Source organism: Promicromonospora sp. NPDC110617, from assembly GCF_055598465.1.
Genome location: NZ_JBVKBM010000002.1, coordinates 1,289,614 through 1,308,095 on the forward strand (window position 1 = coordinate 1,289,614; position 18,482 = coordinate 1,308,095).

General features: G+C 73.5%; 22 protein-coding genes. 13 read left to right on the top strand and 9 right to left on the bottom strand.

Annotated elements, in window-relative coordinates:
• Positions 1-22: 22 nt before the first annotated feature.
• On the bottom strand, positions 23-1,699 hold the full coding sequence (gene hutU, locus ACZ7LE_RS16520) for a urocanate hydratase (protein WP_470404329.1): 1,677 nt from the start codon (positions 1,697-1,699) through the stop codon (positions 23-25).
• Between the two features lie 46 nt (positions 1,700-1,745).
• A complete protein-coding gene (hutH, locus tag ACZ7LE_RS16525; RefSeq protein WP_470404330.1) occupies positions 1,746-3,584 on the bottom strand; it encodes a histidine ammonia-lyase in 1,839 nt (612 codons plus the stop codon).
• Positions 3,585-3,832: 248 nt separating this feature from the next.
• Here hutH and ACZ7LE_RS16530 point away from each other — a divergent pair, with 248 nt between their 5' ends.
• Positions 3,833-4,600, top strand: a complete 768-nt coding sequence (locus tag ACZ7LE_RS16530) for an IclR family transcriptional regulator (protein ID WP_470404331.1) — start codon at positions 3,833-3,835, stop codon at positions 4,598-4,600.
• A gap of 297 nt (positions 4,601-4,897) precedes the next feature.
• Here ACZ7LE_RS16530 and ACZ7LE_RS16535 read toward each other — a convergent pair whose 3' ends face one another.
• Positions 4,898-5,086, bottom strand: coding sequence for a hypothetical protein (locus ACZ7LE_RS16535; protein ID WP_470404332.1), 189 nt, complete (start codon positions 5,084-5,086; stop codon positions 4,898-4,900).
• Positions 5,087-5,446: 360 nt separating this feature from the next.
• Here ACZ7LE_RS16535 and ACZ7LE_RS16540 point away from each other — a divergent pair, with 360 nt between their 5' ends.
• Positions 5,447-6,619, top strand: a complete 1,173-nt coding sequence (locus ACZ7LE_RS16540) for a UDP-N-acetylglucosamine--N-acetylmuramyl-(pentapeptide) pyrophosphoryl-undecaprenol N-acetylglucosamine transferase (protein WP_470404333.1) — start codon at positions 5,447-5,449, stop codon at positions 6,617-6,619.
• Positions 6,620-6,626: 7 nt separating this feature from the next.
• Here the strand turns inward: ACZ7LE_RS16540 and ACZ7LE_RS16545 are convergent, their stop codons facing one another.
• Positions 6,627-7,079 (bottom strand): MarR family winged helix-turn-helix transcriptional regulator, encoded by a 453-nt coding sequence (locus ACZ7LE_RS16545; RefSeq protein WP_470404334.1) that lies wholly within the window; start codon positions 7,077-7,079, stop codon positions 6,627-6,629.
• 91 nt (positions 7,080-7,170) lie between these two features.
• Between ACZ7LE_RS16545 and ACZ7LE_RS16550 the strand changes: the two genes are divergently transcribed.
• Positions 7,171-7,986, top strand: a complete 816-nt coding sequence (locus ACZ7LE_RS16550; RefSeq protein WP_470404335.1) for an SDR family NAD(P)-dependent oxidoreductase — start codon at positions 7,171-7,173, stop codon at positions 7,984-7,986.
• Between the two features lie 41 nt (positions 7,987-8,027).
• Here ACZ7LE_RS16550 and ACZ7LE_RS16555 read toward each other — a convergent pair whose 3' ends face one another.
• Positions 8,028-8,861 (bottom strand): phosphotransferase, encoded by an 834-nt coding sequence (locus ACZ7LE_RS16555; RefSeq protein ID WP_470404336.1) that lies wholly within the window; start codon positions 8,859-8,861, stop codon positions 8,028-8,030.
• A gap of 104 nt (positions 8,862-8,965) precedes the next feature.
• On the opposite strand from ACZ7LE_RS16555, the gene def reads away from it, so the two are divergent.
• The gene (gene def / locus ACZ7LE_RS16560; RefSeq protein ID WP_470404337.1) at positions 8,966-9,529 is read left to right on the top strand and encodes a peptide deformylase; all 564 of its coding nucleotides are present in this window, start codon (positions 8,966-8,968) and stop codon (positions 9,527-9,529) included.
• Positions 9,530-9,750: 221 nt separating this feature from the next.
• Here the strand turns inward: def and ACZ7LE_RS16565 are convergent, their stop codons facing one another.
• Entirely contained in the window at positions 9,751-10,428 is a 678-nt protein-coding gene (locus ACZ7LE_RS16565) for a DUF429 domain-containing protein (protein ID WP_470404338.1), read from the bottom strand.
• A gap of 132 nt (positions 10,429-10,560) precedes the next feature.
• Here ACZ7LE_RS16565 and ACZ7LE_RS16570 point away from each other — a divergent pair, with 132 nt between their 5' ends.
• From ACZ7LE_RS16570 to ACZ7LE_RS16595, 6 genes are all read left to right on the top strand, one after another.
• Positions 10,561-11,136, top strand: coding sequence for a shikimate kinase (locus ACZ7LE_RS16570; RefSeq protein ID WP_470404339.1), 576 nt, complete (start codon positions 10,561-10,563; stop codon positions 11,134-11,136).
• Between the two features lie 88 nt (positions 11,137-11,224).
• Positions 11,225-11,644 (top strand): GNAT family N-acetyltransferase, encoded by a 420-nt coding sequence (locus tag ACZ7LE_RS16575; protein ID WP_470404340.1) that lies wholly within the window; start codon positions 11,225-11,227, stop codon positions 11,642-11,644.
• A gap of 4 nt (positions 11,645-11,648) precedes the next feature.
• The gene (locus tag ACZ7LE_RS16580) at positions 11,649-12,041 is read left to right on the top strand and encodes a hypothetical protein (protein WP_470404341.1); all 393 of its coding nucleotides are present in this window, start codon (positions 11,649-11,651) and stop codon (positions 12,039-12,041) included.
• A complete protein-coding gene (locus ACZ7LE_RS16585) occupies positions 12,038-12,253 on the top strand; it encodes a hypothetical protein (RefSeq protein ID WP_470404342.1) in 216 nt (71 codons plus the stop codon). The genes ACZ7LE_RS16580 and ACZ7LE_RS16585 overlap by 4 nt, the downstream gene beginning before the upstream one ends.
• Positions 12,250-12,798, top strand: a complete 549-nt coding sequence (locus ACZ7LE_RS16590; protein ID WP_470404343.1) for a cysteine hydrolase family protein — start codon at positions 12,250-12,252, stop codon at positions 12,796-12,798. The genes ACZ7LE_RS16585 and ACZ7LE_RS16590 overlap by 4 nt, the downstream gene beginning before the upstream one ends.
• Positions 12,799-12,918: 120 nt before the next feature.
• Entirely contained in the window at positions 12,919-14,136 is a 1,218-nt protein-coding gene (locus ACZ7LE_RS16595) for an MFS transporter (protein ID WP_470404344.1), read from the top strand.
• Between the two features lie 5 nt (positions 14,137-14,141).
• On the opposite strand, the gene ACZ7LE_RS16600 is transcribed toward ACZ7LE_RS16595, so the two are convergent.
• Positions 14,142-14,621: an SRPBCC family protein gene (locus ACZ7LE_RS16600; RefSeq protein ID WP_470404345.1), complete on the bottom strand. Its 480-nt coding sequence runs from the start codon at positions 14,619-14,621 to the stop codon at positions 14,142-14,144.
• Between the two features lie 203 nt (positions 14,622-14,824).
• On the opposite strand from ACZ7LE_RS16600, the gene ACZ7LE_RS16605 reads away from it, so the two are divergent.
• The 3 genes from ACZ7LE_RS16605 (at position 14,825) to ACZ7LE_RS16615 (ending at position 16,949) form a co-directional block, all read left to right on the top strand.
• A complete protein-coding gene (locus tag ACZ7LE_RS16605; protein ID WP_470404346.1) occupies positions 14,825-15,508 on the top strand; it encodes a YceI family protein in 684 nt (227 codons plus the stop codon).
• Between the two features lie 77 nt (positions 15,509-15,585).
• On the top strand, positions 15,586-16,089 hold the full coding sequence (locus tag ACZ7LE_RS16610; protein WP_470404347.1) for a sigma-70 family RNA polymerase sigma factor: 504 nt from the start codon (positions 15,586-15,588) through the stop codon (positions 16,087-16,089).
• Positions 16,086-16,949, top strand: coding sequence for a zf-HC2 domain-containing protein (locus ACZ7LE_RS16615; protein WP_470404348.1), 864 nt, complete (start codon positions 16,086-16,088; stop codon positions 16,947-16,949). The genes ACZ7LE_RS16610 and ACZ7LE_RS16615 overlap by 4 nt, the downstream gene beginning before the upstream one ends.
• 28 nt (positions 16,950-16,977) lie before the next feature.
• Here ACZ7LE_RS16615 and ACZ7LE_RS16620 read toward each other — a convergent pair whose 3' ends face one another.
• Together ACZ7LE_RS16620 and ACZ7LE_RS16625 are read right to left on the bottom strand one after the other, a co-directional pair.
• Positions 16,978-17,460 (bottom strand): nitroreductase/quinone reductase family protein, encoded by a 483-nt coding sequence (locus tag ACZ7LE_RS16620; protein WP_470404349.1) that lies wholly within the window; start codon positions 17,458-17,460, stop codon positions 16,978-16,980.
• Positions 17,461-17,563: 103 nt separating this feature from the next.
• Positions 17,564-18,433, bottom strand: coding sequence for an endonuclease I family protein (locus ACZ7LE_RS16625; RefSeq protein ID WP_470404350.1), 870 nt, complete (start codon positions 18,431-18,433; stop codon positions 17,564-17,566).
• Positions 18,434-18,482 lie beyond the last annotated feature (49 nt).

Sequence of the window (18,482 nt, forward strand, 5' to 3'; positions counted from 1 at the left end):
GCAACGCCGACGCCGGAACCCGTCACGCTCCCTCCCGCATCGGCACCCGCAGCCCGCCGCGCTCGGCGGCCGCGACGGCGTCGTCGTACCCGGCGTCGACGTGCCGCAGCACGCCCGTGGCGGGGTCGTTCGCCAGGACGCGCGCGAGCTTCTCGGCGGCGAGCGCCGTCCCGTCCGCGACGGACACCTGCCCGGCGTGGATCGACCGCCCCATGCCGACGCCGCCGCCGTGGTGCAGCGACACCCACGTGGCTCCCGAAGCCGTGTTGACCAGGGCGTTCAGCAGCGGCCAGTCCGCGATCGCGTCGGAACCGTCGGCCATAGACTCCGTCTCCCGGTACGGCGAGGCCACCGACCCGGAGTCCAGGTGGTCGCGCCCGATCGCGAGCGGCGCGGAGATCTCCCCCGACGCGACGAGCTCGTTGAACCGTAGCCCCGCGACGTCGCGCTCCCCGTGCCCGAGCCAGCAGATGCGCGCGGGCAGCCCCTGGAACGCGACCCGCTCCTGGGCGGCGCGGATCCAGCGGCCGAGGTGGTCGTCGTCCGGGAAGAGGTCGAGAACGGCCTGGTCGGTCACCGCGATGTCGCGGGCGTCCCCGGAGAGCGCGGCCCAGCGGAACGGCCCCTTGCCCTCGGCGAACAGCGGCCGGATGTACGCGGGCACGAACCCCGGGAAGTCGAACGCCCGGCCGTAGCCGCCCTGGCGCGCCTCGTCGCGGATCGAGTTGCCGTAGTCGAACACCTCGGCGCCCGCGTCCTGGAAGCCGACCATGCCCTCGACGTGCCGGGCCATCGACTCGCGCGCCCGCTCGGTGAACCCGTCGGGGTCCTTCTCCGCGAGGTCGGTCCAGTCCTCCAGCTCCACCCCGGACGGCAGATAGGACAGCGGATCGTGCGCCGACGTCTGGTCCGTCACGACGTCCACCTCGACGCCGCGGCGCAGCAGCTCCGGCACGACGTCGGCCGAGTTGCCGACCACGCCCACCGACAGCGCACGCCGGTCCCGCTTGGCGGCCAGCGCGAGCTCCACACCCTCGTCCAGCGAGGAGGCGACGACGTCGAGGTAGCGGGTCTCGACGCGCCGGTGCATCCGGGCCGGGTCGACGTCGACCACGAGGCACACGCCGCCGTTGAGCGTGACGGCCAGGGGCTGGGCCCCGCCCATGCCGCCGCAGCCGCCGGTCAGGGTGAGCGTCCCGGCCAGCGTGCCGCCGAACCGCTTGGCCGCCACGGCCGCGAACGTCTCGTACGTGCCCTGGAGGATCCCCTGGGTGCCGATGTAGATCCAGGACCCGGCTGTCATCTGCCCGTACATGGTCAGGCCGAGCTGCTCCAGCCGCCGGTGCTCGGGCCACGTGGCCCAGTCGCCCACGAGGTTGGAGTTGGCGATGAGCACGCGCGGCGCCCACTCGTGCGTGCGCAGCACGCCGACGGGCCGACCGGACTGGACCAGGAGGGTCTCGTCCTCGCGCAGGTCCGTCAGGGAGCGGACGATCGCGTGATAGCTCGGCCAGTCCCGCGCCGCCCGGCCCGTGCCGCCGTAGACCACCAGGTCGTCGGGCCGCTCGGCCACCTCCGGGTCGAGGTTGTTCATGAGCATGCGCAGCGGCGCCTCAGTCTGCCAGCTCCGGGCGGTCAGGGCGGTGCCGCGCGGGGCGCGGACAGGTACAGGGGTCCCTCGGTCGTACGGCTGGTTCACTTCGGTCTCCTTCGGCTCAGTTCGGCTGGGGGGTGCGGGTGCTGCGTCAGTGCAGGTGTCCGACGGCGGCACCGGCCGCCGCCACGATCCGCCCGTCATCGACGAGCCCCACCACGTGCTCGATCTCGGGGGCGAGATACCGGTCCGGCCCGGGACCGGGCACGACGGCGCGGACGACGTCGTGCACCGCCGCCGTACCCGCCGCGGGGGCCTCTTCCCGCAGATCGAGGGCGCGCGCGGCCGTGAGCACCTCGATCGCCAGCACCCGGGTGAGCCCGTCCACGGAGCGGCGCAGCTTGCGCGCGCCGGCCCAGCCCATGGACACGTGGTCCTCCTGCATCGCGGAGCTCGGGATGGAGTCCACGCTCGCGGGCGCCGCGAGGCGCTTGAGCTCCGAGACGATCCCCGCGGCCGTGTACTGGGCGATCATGTGCCCGGAGTCGACGCCGGGGTCGTGCGCGAGGAACGCAGGCAGCCCCTCGTTGCGCGCGACGTCGAGGAACCGGTCGGTGCGCCGCTCGCTCATGCTCGCCAGGTCGGCGGCCGCGATGGCGAGGAAGTCGAGCACGTAGGCCACGGGCGCGCCGTGGAAGTTGCCGTTCGACTCCACGCGCCCGTCGGCCGTGACGACCGGGTTGTCGATCGCAGAGGCCAGCTCCCGGCCCGCGACCGTGGCGGCGTGGTCCAGGGTGTCGCGGGCGGCGCCGTGCACCTGGGGCGCGCACCGCAGGGAGTACGCGTCCTGCACGCGGGTGCACGCGGGGTTCCCGGCGTCGTCCAGCTCGCGGTGGCTCGCCATGAGCGGCGAGCCCGCCAGGAGGCGGCGCATGTTCGACGCCGACGCCGCCTGCCCGGGGTGCGGGCGCAGGCCGATGAGGTCCTCGGCGAAGGGCGCGTCCGACCCGAGCAGTGCCTCGACGGACAGGGACGCCGCGACGTCGGCCGTGGTGAGCAGGCGCCGCAGGTCGTGGATCGCGAGGCAGAGCATGCCTAGCATGCCGTCGGTGCCGTTGATGAGGGCCAGGCCCTCCTTCTCGGCGAGGACGAGGGGCTCGATCCCGGCATCGGCGAGGGCCTGGGCGGCGTCGACGACGGCGCCGTCGTCGCCGGTCGACCCGACCCCGTTGGTCGAGCTTGTCGAGGCCCCGCCGGTCGAGCCGCCCCTGCTGGTCGAGCCGCCCCCGGCGGTCGAGCCTGTCGAGACCCCCGGCCCTGCGTCGCTGGTCGAGCCCGTCGAGACCCGCGTGCGCACGACCCGCACCTGCCCCTCGCCCATGGCGGCGAGCGCCACGTGGGCGAGCGGCGCGAGGTCACCCGAGCAGCCGAGCGACCCGTACTCGTGCACGACGGGCGTGATGCCCGCGTTGAGCATCCCCGCGTAGGTCTGCGCGGTGACGGGGCGCGCGCCGGTGTGGCCCGTGACCAGGGTCGCGAGCCGCAGGAGCTGCAGCGCCCGCACCACCTCGGTCTCGACCTGCGGCCCGGAGCCCGCGGCATGCGAGCGCACGAGGCTGACCTGGAGCTGCGCCCGCATCTCGGCGGGGATGTGTCGGCGGGCCAGCGCGCCGAAGCCGGTGGAGACGCCGTAGTGCGGCGCGGCGTCGTGGGCGAGGTCGTCGATGACTGCACGTGTCTGCGCCATGCGGGCCAGCGCACTCCCGTGGATCTCGACGGTCGCGCCGTGTCGGGCGACGGCGACGACCTGCTCGACGGTCAGCGGGGTGCCGTCGAGCACGACGTGCCGGGGCAGCTCGCCGGTGTGCTGGTCGCCGACCGGCCCGGCCTGGACCTGCCGGTCGTGGGGCTGGGCGGTGCCGGTGGTGCTGTTCCGGGTCGCCGCCGCGCCGGTGGCGGGCGTCGTTGCCGCGTCGTGCAGGGTGCTCATGCGCTCATCGAACCTCGCCACGCCCCCGCTGGCGCGGCCGGAGCCGGCGATAGAGTCTGGGATACGAGACATTCTGGATCCGGGTTCATGTCCCGATGCGGGGCGCGTGTGGTCGGTAGTTCGGGTGGTCGGTAGTCCGTCAGGTGATCGGCAGCTCGAGTTGCCGATCACCTGACGGACTACCGACCACCCGAACTACCGACCAACCAGCTCAGCACCAGCAGCACCACCAGCAGGAGGTCACCCCTGTGGGCAGCAGCAGCGCCGTCCCCGCCGCGCGGAGCACCGCGCGGCTGCTCTCGTTCCTCGCGGCGCAGCCCGGTCCGGTGCCCGCGGGCGCGATCGCGCACGGCATCGGGGTGCCCCGGTCCAGCGTCTACCACCTGTTATCGGTGCTGGGCGACGAGGGCTTCGTGCGGCACTTCCCCGACGAGCGTCGCTACGGCCTGGGCGTCGCGGCCCTCGGCCTGGGCAGCGCGTACACCCGGCAGGCGCCGCTCACCCGCCTGGCCGCGCCCGTGGTCGCCCGCCTTGTGGAGGCCGCCGGTGAGAACGGGCACCTCGCCGTCCTCAACGGGCGGGAGGTGCTCTACCTGGTGGAGCAGCGGGCGGCGGGGCGCCCACCCCTGGTGACAGACGTCGACGTCCACCTCCCGAGCCACCTCACTGCCAGCGGCCGAGCGGTCCTCGCGCTGCTGCCGCCGGCGCAGGTGCGTGCCCTCTACCCGACGCCGGGGTCGTTCACGGACCTGACCGGCGCCGGGCCGCGCACCCTGCGCGAGCTGCGCGACGTGCTGCGCCTGGCCCGGGCACGCGGCTTCGCGGTGGAGGACGGCGAGGTGACGACTGGCTTCGCGTCGGTAGCCGCCGCCGTCGTCGACCACACGGGCCGCCCGGTCGCCGGGCTCGCGATCACGTTCCGCTCCGAGGCGTACGACGACGACGCGCGGGCGGGCCTCGCGGAGCAGGCGACCCGGGCGGCGCGGGAGGTCAGCCGACGGCTCGGAGCGCGGTGACGCCGACTCCAGGCGGCGGCGACTGTGCCGACCTCGACGCAAAGTGCCGACTCTGCGCCACAAACTGCCGACCCCGCGCAGCAAGACTCCGACCTCACGGACCCGGCGCGATCGAGAAAGCCGCGGCGGGACACAGCCCCGGAAAAGGGCCCCTGAACTGCAACAATGCACCGGCTTACAGCCCATTCGAACAGCAGGGAAAAGCACCTGCTCCGGTGCCTGGGCCACCGTGCGCGGCGCCGTCCGGAATGGACGTCATCGCGACGATCGCCGCGCTCTCCGCACGGGCGGCGCGCCTCACTTCATCGAGAGGTCGACCAGCGGAACGGTGAATTCTCGGGACCGCAGCGGGCCCGGAGCCACCACCACGGCCTCCTTCCCGGCCCACCCCTGCCGGACGGTCTTCACGACTCCCTCGGAGCCGCGCTCCAGGCTCGACATCCCGGTCACCCGCACGTAGACGCCCGTGGCGATCACGCCGCCCATAACCTTCTACTCTCTGTCGCAATTCCGAGCCAGGGCCGACCGATTTCAACGTTCGTCTCGTGACCATTTGGCACCCAGTTCGATGGGTGGCCGAGATCCTGCCAGCAATTGCAGAGAGCCGTCAAGACAAATGCGCAAGTAGAAATAGGACACCTTTCCGCCATTCATGTCGGCACATTTCTTTACTCGAACTCCAGTTTTCGTAGGTCTGCGCCAGGCCCTCCCTGGCCGCGCCCTGCGGACCCACCCCGACACCCTGACCTGCGACTATCCGTACCTCACTCGCGAAGCGGACGACCGCCGTCGACCCCCTAGAGTGGGGATCACGCCCCCTTCCGCTGCCGTCCAGGGAGATGTCTCGTGAGTTCACAGCCGTCCGAGTTCCGACTGCTCGTCACCGGTGGCGGGACCGGCGGCCACACGTACCCGGCGCTCACGACGCTGCGCGCGCTGCAGACCCGGCTGGCCGAACAAGGCACCGCCGTCAGCGTCCTGTGGGCGGGCACGGCCGACGGGCTGGAGGCCCGGGTCACGGCGTCCGAGGGCATCCGGTTCCTGCCGGTGGCGACGGGCAAGCTGCGCCGCTCGGCCAACCCGCTGGGCATGCTGTCGGCCAGCAACATGAAGGACATGGCGCGGGTGCCGCTCGGTGTCGCGCAGGCGCGCTCGATCGTGGCCGAGTTCAAGCCGGACGTGATCCTGTCGACGGGCGGCTACGTCGCCGTACCGGTCGGGATCGCGGCGGGCCTGGTCCGCCGTCCGCTCGTGGTGCACGAGCAGACCGTGCGGCTCGGGCTGGCCAACCGCCTGTTGGCCAAGCGGGCCACGCGCGTCGCCGTGTCGTCGTCGTCCACGCTGGAGCTCCTGCCGGACGCCGTACGCGAGCGGGCCGTCGTGACCGGCAACCCGGTGCGCGCCGAGGTGCTGACCGGCGAGCCGCTCAAGGCCGTCGACGCGCTGGGCCTCGACTCGTTCGACCCCGACCTGCCCGTCCTGTACGTCACGGGCGGCGCGCAGGGGTCGGTGCAGATCAACGAGCTGGTCGCCGAGACACTGCCCTGGATGCTCCAGCGCGCGAACGTGATCCACCAGTGCGGCCCGAACAACCTCAAGGAGATGTTCGAGCGCACCGCCACGCTCCCGGCGGAGCTGGCCGCGCGGTACCGCGTGCTCGGGTTCGTCGGCGCGGAGCTGCCGGACGTGCTCGCCCTGGCCGACGTCGTCATCTCCCGCAGCGGGGCCGGGACGATCGCCGAGCTGACGGCGCTGGGCAAGCCCGCGGTGCTGATCCCGCTAGCGTCGTCGGCCGGGAACGAGCAGGCGCACAACGCGCGCCGCCTGCAGGACCTGGGCGCGGCCGTCGCCCTGGAGGGCGACCTCACGTTCTCGGACCTGCGCGGGGCGCTGGCCGGGCTCCTGGACGACGCCGGACGGCGCGAGCGCATGGCCGACGCCGCCCGCAAGAACGGGGTGCCCGACGCCGCCGAGCGGCTCGTGGACGTGCTGCTGGAGGTCGCAGGCCAGCGGAAGTGAAGGTTCGCTAGCCCGCGACCCGCTCGGCGGCGGCTGTGTCGTCCCGCGCCGCGAGCGCCTTTGCCAGCAGCCCGGCCAGCTCCCGCAGGTCGTCGGCGTCCAGGCCGGCGAACGGCGTCCGGTCCAGCGTCCCGGCGATGATCTCGGCGCGCACGCGCCTGCCCTCCGCGGTCAGGACCACGACGCGGGACCGGCGGTCGTGCGGGTCGGTGGCGCGCTCGACCAGGCCGCGCTCGACGAGCTGGTTGGTCACGAAGCTGAGGTTCGGCGCGTTGCAGTGCAGGCGTTCGCTCATCACCTTCATCGACGGCGGCGCCTCCTCCGGGTCGATGACCCACAGCGCCTGCGCCGTCTGGAGCGTGAGCCGATGCCGCGCGACGACGTCGGCCACCCGGTCGCCCGTGAGCATGAAGAGCTCGTGGTTCGCCCGGACGACGGCTTCGAGATCGGTCTGGCTCATCCAGCGATCCTAGCCCGTATTAGTTCGAGACTCGAAGGTGTTAGGGTCAAACTACTTCGAGACTCGAAGCATCAAGGGATGAAGGCGGACCATGCACAGCTACCGCGGCACCACCACCCTCGTGACCGGAGCCTCCCGCGGCCTCGGCACGGCCTACGCCACCGAGCTCGCTCGGCGCGGCTCGGACCTCGTGCTCGTCGCCCGCTCGGCCCCGGCGCTCGACGAGCTGGCCGCGCGGATCCGCGCTGCACACGACGTCACGGTGACCACCCGCGCGGTGGACCTGACCGACCGCAACCAGGTCGCCACCCTTGTGCGCGACCTCGACCCTGCCTCGGCACCGGTCGACCTGCTGATCAACAACGCGGGCATGGGCCCCGCAGGTCCCTTCCTGGACCGCCCGTTCGAGCCCCAGCAGACGGCGGTCGACCTCAACGTCTCCGCCCTCATGGCACTGACCTACTGGTTCGGCACCCCGATGGCGGCCCGGGACAGCGGCGGCATCATCAACGTCGCCTCGACGGCAGCCTTCCAGCCGATGCCCTACCAGGCGAGCTACGCCGCGACCAAGGCGTTCGTGCTGTCGTTCACCGAGGCGCTGGCCGAGGAGCTGCGCGGCACGGGCGTCCGCGTCATGGCCGCCCACCCCGGCGGGACCGACACCGCGTTCTTCGCGGGCACCACCCACACCATGGACCGGCGGTTCGTCGACCGCCCCGACGACGTGGCCCGCCGCACCCTCGACGACTTCGCGCGCGGCAGGAGCGTGTCGTACCCGGGGCGGCGGCTGAACCAGGTCGCGTCGTGGCTCCCGCGGTTCCTCCCGCGCACGGTGACCGCACGGATCACGGGGAAGCTCAACCGCACCCTGGGGCTCGACGCCGTCCGCACGGTCCCCGCCGCCTGACGGCGCCCGCCGCGCGGACCCAGCCACACGCGCGCGGCCGGTCAGGCGAACCGGTCGCGGACGACCGCCTCCGCCTGACGCCGGACCGGTTCCGCGATCTCCGGGTACGCGCCGATGCCGACCAGCCGCAGGTACTTGTCCGCGGCGGTGAGCTGGGCGACCACGCCGGAGTACGTGTCGAGAACGTCGGCGAACTCGGCGCGGACCCGGGCTGCGACATCAGGCTGGCGGATCGCGGAGCAGGCGAGGACGGCGGCGTCGTACCCCGCGGGCGCCCAGCCCCAGTACTCCCAGTCGAGGATCGTCAGGTTCGGGGCGGTGAGGTTGCCGAAGTGCAGGTCGCCGTGGGCGACCTCCCACTCGATCCGGACGAGGTCGATCTCCACGCCGAACTGGGCGCGGACCGAGGACCGGAGGACGTCGGGCTCCAGGACCCGGCGTTCGGTCCCGGTGACCCGGCGCAGGGTGTCGAGCCCGGCCCGCAGTCCGGCCCACCAGGTGTCGGACAGGTCGACCGGATGGTCGAGCACGAGGCCGGTGCCCACCGCCGGCTGGTCCACGAAGGTGATGAGGTCCGCCCGGACGACCTGGTCGACGTCGTCCCACCGCGCGACCCACTCCGCGGACCGCAGGTGGCGGGGCATCGGGATGTCGTCGAAGGCCTCGCCCGTCGCGGTGGCTATGCCGGTCCAGATCTCGCCCTGGGCCCACTCGGGCGGCTGTGCCGTGACCCGCAGCCACGCCGGGCCGGACGTGCGGACGGCGAGGGTCCGGTCGTAGGCCCCCCGGACCGGCCTGCCGGCGAACGTCACGCCGAACCGGGTGGCAGCCTCGACGAGGAGCCCGGCGAGCCGGTCCCGGCGTGCGTCCGACATGTGTCTCCCCTGGTGATGCGGCCTGCGCCCAGCGTGGATGCGTCCCACGCAATCACGCCGCGGGTACGGTGGCGCGGAACCACGCCCGCCCCGGAAGGAATCGAGTGACCCAGCACCGCAGCGACGACAACTGGATCAAGGGTGTCGCCGACGCCGGCCTCGTCACGATCGGCGACCCGCGCCTGAAGGCCCCCACCTCGCAGATCGAGCCCGGCGAGGCCCCGGAGCTGCTGGCGACCCTCACCACCCGGCTGCGCGAGCTGAACGGCGCCGGGCTGGCCGCCCCGCAGATCGGCGTCTCGGTGCGGGCTGCGATCGTCGAGGTCCGCCGGACCGACGTCTTCCCCGACCGGCCCGAGACCGGCCTGATCCAGATCCTGAACCCGACCGTCCTGGAGCGCTCCGCCGAGACAGTGCTGGACTGGGAGGGCTGCTTCAGCGTGCCCGGGTACCTGGGCCTGGTGCCCCGGTCCGAGAGCATCACGGTCCGGTACACCGACGAGACCGGCCAGACGATCACCAGCGAGGTCAGCGGGTACGCGGCGCGCGTCTTCCAGCACGAGATCGACCACCTCGACGGCCTGGCCTACCTCGACCGGATGCCCGACATGACGAGCCTCACGACCACGCAGAACTACCTGGACCACCACCGTCCGGCCTCGGTATAGGGCCTAGCCCAGCGAAGGCCGGCCAGGCAAGGTAGACACATCCCAGGGGCGCCGGGTCTCCCGTACTGCGTTCACGGAGGCCCCGCATAGTTCACCCTGGCCGAACAGTCCGGCTGAGATGGACTGCGCATGTTCCAGGTGAGCGATGTTCGCCGCACCCGACACCCCTCGTCCTGGTGGTGTCAGGTACGGGGCCCCGACCCGACCACGGCGAACGCTGGTCAGGCGTGGATGCACGCGGCGATCCCGTCGAGCTCCTCCGGCGGATCGGGGTGACGCGCGGCCACCCCCTCAGCCACTCGGGACGCGGTCCAGCACGCCACGGCGGCGTCGAGCACGTCGTCGGGCCCGGATACCTGCCCCGCCCGCCCGAGATCGGCGGGCAACGTGAACCCGGCCCCGGCGAGCAGCGCCCGCCGGTCCTCCAGCCCTGCCCACGTCGACTTGGACGCCGGCAGGTGACGCCCGGCGAGAGTGACGAAAGACAGCTCGGGATGCACCTCCGCGATGCGACGGTCGACCGACCGCACCACTGCGTCGACCTCCAGGATGCGCGGCCCAAGCACCCACGCCTGCTTGCTGATCCCCTTGCCGGACTCCCGACGCGCGATCTCCAGCGCCGCGGCATAGGTCGGTGCCATCAGGGCGGCCTGCGGCGGCGTCATGAACACCGACGACCGGCGCAGTCCGACAGCCTGACGCGCCAGGACATCGGCGCGGCGGTATCGGACGCCGTCGGGCATACCGATAGGCATGTCGATACCGACCACCTCGACCGGACCATCCGCGTCCGCCGCCGCGAGCACACCGGTGAGCGTCAGGTCCGCGTACGCACGCAGGTCGCTCGCGACCGCGACCCAGTACTTCTTCGCGACGTCGACGCCCAGCACCCGGACCATGCTTTCATCGTCGCCGACACCGGCCCGCGGAGCACGGGCAGTTCCGCCGGGCGCGCGGAGCGTCGCTGCCGCCCCACCACGGCACCACGGGTGATACTTACGCATTTCACCCACACCACGGAAGGTTCGCCGATGATCCTGGTTGGCCCGCTCGCCGCGGGGAAGTCCACGCTCGGCGCCCTGGTCGCCGAGCGGACCGGGCTCCCGTTCGTGGACATCGACGACATCGCCTGGACCTACTGCGCCGAGGTCGGCTGGAGCCTGGACCGGCTCCTCGAACGGGACGACGCCGTCGGCTGGGCCGGCGCCGAACGCGAGTGGGAGCCGGCCCGCGCACACGCGGTGCAGCGCGTCATCGAGGAGCACCCGGAGGCGGTCATCGCGTTCGGCGCGGGCTACACCAGCTTCACCAGTCCGGAGCACGCCGACCGGGTGCGGGGGGCGCTGGCGCCGGTCCCCGACGTCGTCCACCTGGTGCCCAGCCCCGACCCCGAGCGGTCAGTGACCGTGCTGCGCGAGCGCGCGGTCGCGAGCCGGGGCAAGGACTGGATCATCGAGGGCCACGACTGGATCGCGCGGTGGGTCGCGGACCCGCTGGCCGGCGAGCTCGCCGCCGCCACTGTCTTCACCGACGGCGTCACCCCCGAGGAGTCAGCAGACCAGCTCGTGCGACTCCGCGAGCGCCTCCTGGCGGAGCTCGCCGCGTAACGCGGACCGCCGATCAGGCCGTCGCCAGCAGCCGCTCCATCGCCGCCCGGTCACCATTCCGAGACGCGCTCATGCGTAGGGTGCCTTCATGAGCGACGACCCGTACCTCCTGGTCCCCACCGCGCCCAGCGTCGACGAGTACCTGCACCTGCGCGCGGCGTCCGGCCTCTCCCCCAAGAATGCCGAGCAGGCCGCGCCCGCGCTGACGGCGAGCTGGGCCTTCTGCCACGTCCGCGAGGTCGCGACGGACCGGGCGGTCGCGATGGGCCGGACGCTGGGCGACGGCGGCTGGTACTTCCACATCGCCGACATCGCGACCCTGCCCGAGCACCAGAGCCGCGGCCTGGGCCGCCGGGTGATGACGTGGCTCCTCGACCAGATCGCGGACCGCGCGCCCGACGGCCCGTACGTCACGCTCAACGCGGACGAGCCCGGCCGGCCGCTGTACCGCAGCCTGGGTTTCGTCGAGACGGCGCCGGCGAGCATCGCGATGCGCCTGGCCGGGTAGTGCCGTGTCGGACCGCGCGCTCCAGGTCGTCCGGCTCGTCTGGGTGCTCGGCTACCTGGTCGGCACCACCACCCACGTCGTCGACCTCGTGCTGGGCGGCACGGAGGTCTACGCCGGTTTCCCGACGGCGGTGCGCGTGTTCTGGGTCTCGCTCACCGTGATCGACCCGCTCGTCGTCGTCCTGCTGCTCCTCCGGCGAAGGCTCGGTGTGCTCCTCGGCGTCGTCGTCATCGTGGTCGACGTCGCGGTGAACGGGACGGTGCTCGCCCTGACCGAGGGCCTGTCGTTCGCCGGGCTCGTGAACCAGTCGCTGTTCGCCGTCGTCGTCCTGGCCACGGCGCGCCCGCTGTGGGCCTGGTTCGGGCGGCCCGCTCACCTGACACGATACGACTCATGACGACCTCGAGGCCCCGTCACCAGCACCTGTCGCCGCGCCCGGAGGCGATCGAGGACGGAACGGTCGTCGACGAGTCCCCGAGCGAGATCGTGGTCGAATACTCCCGCGAGCTCACGGACTGGACCGGCCAGCCCACCGGGGACGCGGACACGGTCTGCTACCGGTTCCCGCTCGACGATCCCGACAACTTCAGCGAGGCCCCCTGCCCATGACCACGCCCCAGACCACCGCCGTCCTCCTCATCGACCTCCAGGCCGACGTCGTGCAGGGGTGCTTCGACGCCGACGGCGTCATCACCCGCTCCGCCGCTCTCGCGGACCGTGCCCGTGCCGTCGGGACGCCCGTCGTCTGGGTGCAGCACCACGAGCCCGGCCTGGAGCGGGACACCCCGGGCTGGGCCCTCGCGGACGGGCTGGACCGCCGCCCCGACGAGCCGCTCGTGCACAAGGCGTACCGCGACTCGTTCGCCGACACCGACCTCCGCGACGTCCTCGACGCGCTCGGCACCACGCGCCTGGTCGTCGCGGGCGCGCAGTCCGACTTCTGCGTCCGCACGACGACACAGCGGGCCGCCGCGCTCGGCTACGACGTGACCCTCGTGAGCGACGCGCACACCACCACCGACACCGTGTGGGACGGCGTGCCGATCACCGGCGAGCAGATCGTGGCCCACACCAACATGTACTTCTCCGGGCTGCGGTACCCGGGCAGCACGTTCGGCGTCGCGCGGCACGACGAGGTTCCGCTGACCCGTTAGGCCTGCTAGCGTCCGTGGCAGTCGTCCGGGTCCGCATCGGCCCGGGCCGCGTCCCATCGCAGCCTCAGGCGCCGGCGGCCCCGGGTGGCCCGTCCCGCCGGGCGGCGACGAAGGACACCCATGTCTGCAGCCGCCTCCGGCTACCGTTCCCTGCTGCGCGCGCCCGGCGCCGCCGCCTTCTTCCTCGCCGCGACCACCGGCCGTGTCGGCATCGCCATGACGGGCCTCGGCCTGGTGTGGCTGCTGCGCGACCGCACCGGCTCGTACGCCACGGCCGGCCTCGCCGCCGCGGCCTTCGCGCTGGCCGAGGCGGTGGTCGGCCCGCAGCTCGCCCGTCTCGTCGACCGGTTCGGCCAGACCCGCCTGCTCCCCCTCTACCTGGTCGCGCACGGCACCGCCGTCGCCTGCGTCCTCCTGGCGCACTCGCCGACGTCGGCGGTGGTCGCCGCCGGGTGCGCGGGCGCGGCGGTCCCCCAGCTCGGCGCCCTGTCCGCCGCACGCTGGGCGTACCTCCTGCGCGGCGACCGCGCCGACGACCTGCCCGGCGCGTTCTCCCTGGAGTCGCTGGCCAACGCCTCGAGCTTCCTGCTCGGGCCGGTGCTGGTCACCGCCCTGGGCGCGGCGGGCCACGCGGCGGCGGCCACCCTCACCGCGGCGGCCCTGATCCTGGGCGGCGGCACGGCCCTGACCCTCCAGCGCCGCACCGCACCTCCGCCGCACACCGACGCCGCACGCGTCCGCGGCGCACGGTCCACCCTGCACGCGCCGGCGTTCCTGCTCCTCGCGCTCCTGAACCTCGCCGTCGGCCTGTACTTCGGCACCATGGGAGTGGCGGTCACCGCCTTCGCCGTCGGCCACGGGACGCCGGGGGCGGCGGCGCCGGTCGTCGCCGCCGGGAGCGTGGCCGGCCTCCTGTCGGGCTGGCTCTACGGACGGCGCCGACGCCGCACCCCGGCCCGCCTCCAGCTCGTGGTCGTCACCGCCTGGCTGACGGCGGCCGCCGCGCTGCTGCCGTTCGCGCCGTCCGCCGTCTGGCTGGGCCTCGCCCTGGTGCTCACGGAGGCCGCCGTGCCGCCGACCCTCGTGCTGCTCACCGTGCTGACCGAGCGAGCGGTCCGCCCGGCCGTGCTCACGCAGGCGTTCACCTGGAACAACTCCGCGAGCGCCGCCGGGTCCGCGCTGGCGGCGTCGCTCGCGGGCCGGGCCGCGGACGCCTGGGGTGCGCCGGCCGCGCTCGCCCAGGCGCCGGCGGCCGGAGTGCTGCTCGTGGCCCTCGCCGTCGTCCTGCTCCGTGCCGGACGCCGGGGCGCGGGGCGGCCGGGAGAGGGGCGCCGGTGACGGCGTCAGCGGTCCGCCACGAACCCGGCCATCTTGTCGAGGCACGCCTCCAGGCCCTGCTGCGACATGTCGCGGGCCGCGGCGGACGTGTACCCGTGCTCGACCATGTGGATGCGGCTGCGTCCGTCGCCCAGGCCGGTGATCTCGACCTCGTGGTGCCCCTCGGCCGGGACGTCGTCCATGGGCGGGTCCTGCGGCGCGCCCTCGGGGTCGCTGAACCGGAACGTGTACTCGATGCGCCGCACCGGCTCGACGAGCGTGAAGTCCCAGGTGGACCACGTGTCGCCGCCGCCGTACTCGGCGGGGGCGCGCATCGCGACGAGCGCGCGACCGCCCACCCGCAGGTCGACCTCGGCCGCGGGGCAGGTGAAGGGACCGGGCCCCCACCAGGCGCGCAGGCCTTCGGGGGTGCTCCACGCGGCCCAGGCCGCCTCGACGGGTCCGTCGAGGTCGCGGGTCACGTCGACGTCGAAGGTGTCGGTCATGATGCCTCCAGGTGAACTGGTGCCAGGGCCGCGCGACGCACGCCCACCAGCCCTGACCGGCCAGGCCTGCTGAACTCATCGGACCGCCCGCCATCAGATCGGTCGGATCTGACTCGAGCCCGCATTGAACCGGTACGCCCTTTCACCCGTCGTACGGGGCAGAGGCCGGTATCCGGTCGGCCTGCGAACGAGAGGGGCGGAGCGTGCGCACTGGGGCAAAGGTAGGCGTCGGCGTCGGAGCGGCCGTGGTCGTGATCGGCGGGGCGGCGGCGATCTTCGGGCCGGGCCTGTACGCGGACTGGGCCAACGAGGCCGCCGCGGAGGCGCCGAGCCTGGCGGCGTCGGCGGCACCGCTGCCCGACGCCGAGGCGGCCGCCGGGACCTGGACGGTGACCGACGGGTCGTTCGCGGGCTACCGCGTCGAGGAGGTGCTGCAGGGCGAGGACGTGACCGTGACCGGGCGCACCGAGGACGTCACCGGGTCGGTGACCGTCGCGGACGGCGCGATCAGCGCCGCCGACATCGAGGTGGACATCGCGAGCGTGGCCACCGACGAGGCCAACCGCGACGGGTACTTCCGCGACACCGCGATGGAGGTGGGCCAGTTCCCGACCGCGACGTTCGTGCTCACCGAGCCGGCGCCGATCGAGGAGGGCGCCACGTCGGTGGAGCTGACCGGAGACCTCACCGTGCACGGCGTCACCCAGCCGGCCACGTTCGACGCCGAGGTCGCGGGCGACGCGACCAACGGCGACCCGGTGCAGGTCGTGGGCAGCGTGCCGGTCACGTTCGAGGACTTCGGCGTCGAGGCGCCGGACCTCGGGTTCGTGACGGTGGAGGATGAGGGCAGCATCGAGTTCTCGCTGCAGCTCGCCCCCGGGCAGTGACGCGGTAGCGACCGGACCGGCAACCGACACACAGGAACCGACGCACAGGAAACCGACACACACGGAAGGAGCCGCTCGTGGGTGCCGAGGACGAGCTCCTCGAGGCGGTGCACGACACGCACGCCGACGCGCTGTACCGGTACGTCGTGCGCCGCACGGGCGACGAGGAGGAGGCGCGCGACGTGGTGCAGGAGACCCTGCTGCGCGCGTGGCGCCACCCCGAGGTGCTGGAACGCTCGGAGGACTCCGTGCGCGCCTGGCTGTTCACGGTGGCGCGGAACCTCACGGTCGACCACCTCCGCAGCGCCCGCCGCACCCGCGAGCACTCCACCGGGCACCTGCCCGACCGCGAGGAGCGCGACACCACCCAGTCCGTGCTGGACTCGTGGCTGGTGGCCGACGCGCTGCTGTCGCTCTCGCCGTCGCACCGCGCGGTGGTGGTCGGCGCGTACTACGGGGGACGTTCGGTGGCCGAGCTCTCGACCGAGCTGGGCGTCCCCGCCGGGACGGTCAAGTCGCGGCTGCACTACGGGCTGCGGGCGCTGCGCCTGGCACTGCAGGAGAAAGGAGTCACGGCATGATCCCCGCGGCAGAGTCAGCCGGTGGCGGCGACCGGTACGCCGAATGGGACGCGGCCTACGTGCTCGGCGCGCTGAGCCCGAGCGACCGGCGCGCCTACGAGCGGCACCTGGCCGAGTGCGCCGCGTGCCGCGCGGCGGTGGCGGAGCTCGCGGGCCTGCCGGGCCTGCTCGGCACCATCAGCCCGGCCCACGCGGAGGCGCTCGTCGCCGAGACGCCCGGCCTGCCCGGCCCGCCCGGCACGCCCGGGACCCCCGGGCTGCCCGACGGCGGAGCGCCGTCCGGGGAGCACGCCCCCCGGCGGCCGGCCGACGTCGTCCCGCTCACGAGCCTCGCCCGTGCCGCCCGCCGGTCCCGGTTCCGGCGGCGGGCACTGGGCGCCGTGGCCGCGAGCGTGCTCGTGGTCGCCGGCGCGGTGGGCGGTTCGGCGCTCACGGCGGCCGGCCTGTTCGGCACGCCGGACGGCGGGGTGCCGGACGCCGGGGGCACCACCCCGCCGTCGGCCACCGCCACCACCACGGCCCGGACCATCGAGCTGCGGCCGGTGGCCGGGGCGGACATGCGCGCGGAGGTGGTGGCGACGCCCACCACCTGGGGCACCAAGTTCCGGTGGAGCTGCCACTACCCGCCGGATCCCGGGGAGCCGCCACCCGAGGGCGTGTACGTGCCGCCGGAGCCGATCCGGTACGAGCTCGTGCTGGTCGGGCGGGACGGGGCGCGGACGGTCGCGGCGACGTGGTCGTGGTCGGGCGGCCAGACGACGGGCCTGGACGCGTCGACGGCCGTGTCGCTCACCGACATGGACCGCATCGAGATCACGCTGGACGGGCACGACGAGGCGCTGGCATCGGCCACGCTGTGACGCTCGGCGCCTCACGCCCTGGGGCGGTTCAGTGGTGCGCGGGCTCGTCCCATGGGTGCAGCACCACCACGGGCGTCTCGGTCGTGCGGAGCGCGGCGTAGGCGTCGAGCTGATGGTCGTAGTCGCGCCACCTGGTCCAGAGCCGGACGCGCTCGGCACCCTGCGCCGCATGGGCGCGGACGGCGCGCGAGTCCTCGTCGACCAGGTCCACGGTGGCCTCGGGGTGGGTCCGCAGGTTGAGCCACCAGCTGGGGTGGCCCTGGGCCCAGCCGTTCATGGCGAGCGTGACGAGGTCGGCGCCGTCCTCGACGTAGGCGACGATCACGCTGTGCTCACGGCCGGTGCGGCGTCCGGTGGTGGTCAGGCGCATCATGCCCCAGCGGTGCCCCCGGGGACGCCGGAGCCCGAGCCGGCCGCCGCTGGCGCGGTACAGGCCGCGGTGGACCTGCCAGGCGAGCCGCACGAACCAGCGCGGCGGGATCCGCGGTGCTGACGTGACCTCGTCCGGCACGGTGACCACCTCCCGGTTCCCTCTCCAGGGTACGGAGATCGCCGTGTCAGACCTACAGGTCACCCGGGTGACCTGTAGGTCTGACACGTGCCGCTGGATCTGGTCAGCCCCAGATGGCGTCGGCCCACTCCGGGTGGTCGACGAACGGGTTGCGGTTGTGCTGGAACTGCTCGTAGATGACGTCGTTCCGGTGGGCCTCGAACGAGGACACCGGGTCGGCGCCGTTCCACTCCAGCAGCGTGGAGAGCTTGCCGTGGTACGGGGCCGAGCCGTTGTTCACGGTGTCGTTGGGCTCCAGGTCCGCGAAGCTGTCCTCGCCCTCCCAGCGCACCGCCATGTACAGGATCATGCGCGCGACATCGCCCTTGACCTCGTCGCGGGGCTCGAAGGAGTCTGCGTCGGTGTAGTTGCCGGGCGCGCCGCTCACCGCGCTTCCGCCTTCGTCGAAGTCCTTGTTGCCCCGGATGCTGTTGACCTGGACGTCCGTGGGCCGCAGGTGGTGCAGGTCGGTGCCGGGCCCGGTGGACGTGCCGAAGTCGCCGTGCGACTTGGCCCAGACGTGCTCCCGGTTCCAGTCGCCGACGTCGCCGCCGTTCAGGCTCTTGGCCCGCGACTCGCCGCTGTACAGGAGGATCACGTTGTTCGGGTTCGCCGGGTCCTCGTCGGTGGCCATCAGGCCGTCCCACACCTGGCTGTAGGAGAGGGCGTCGGCGTCGCTGATGATGTCGTTCAGCTCAGCCTTGAGCGCCTCGCCCGTCAGGCCCGCGGCGCTGTCGTAGTAGCCGGCGGGGACGTCGGCGACGGCCCGCGTCCCGGTGTCCGACGGCGCGGCGTCCTGCACGACGGCGGCCGACGTGACGTCCTGCGCGACGGCGCCCGGCGCCACCAGCACCCCGGCCGCGACGGCGAGGGCCGCCACCCCGCTCCACCGGACCCGGCCCAGACCCCGTGCCCGTACGAGACGTGTGCGCATCGTCGACCTCCGTGTGCGACGGCCCGCGACCCCCAGCGGGCCCCGGCGC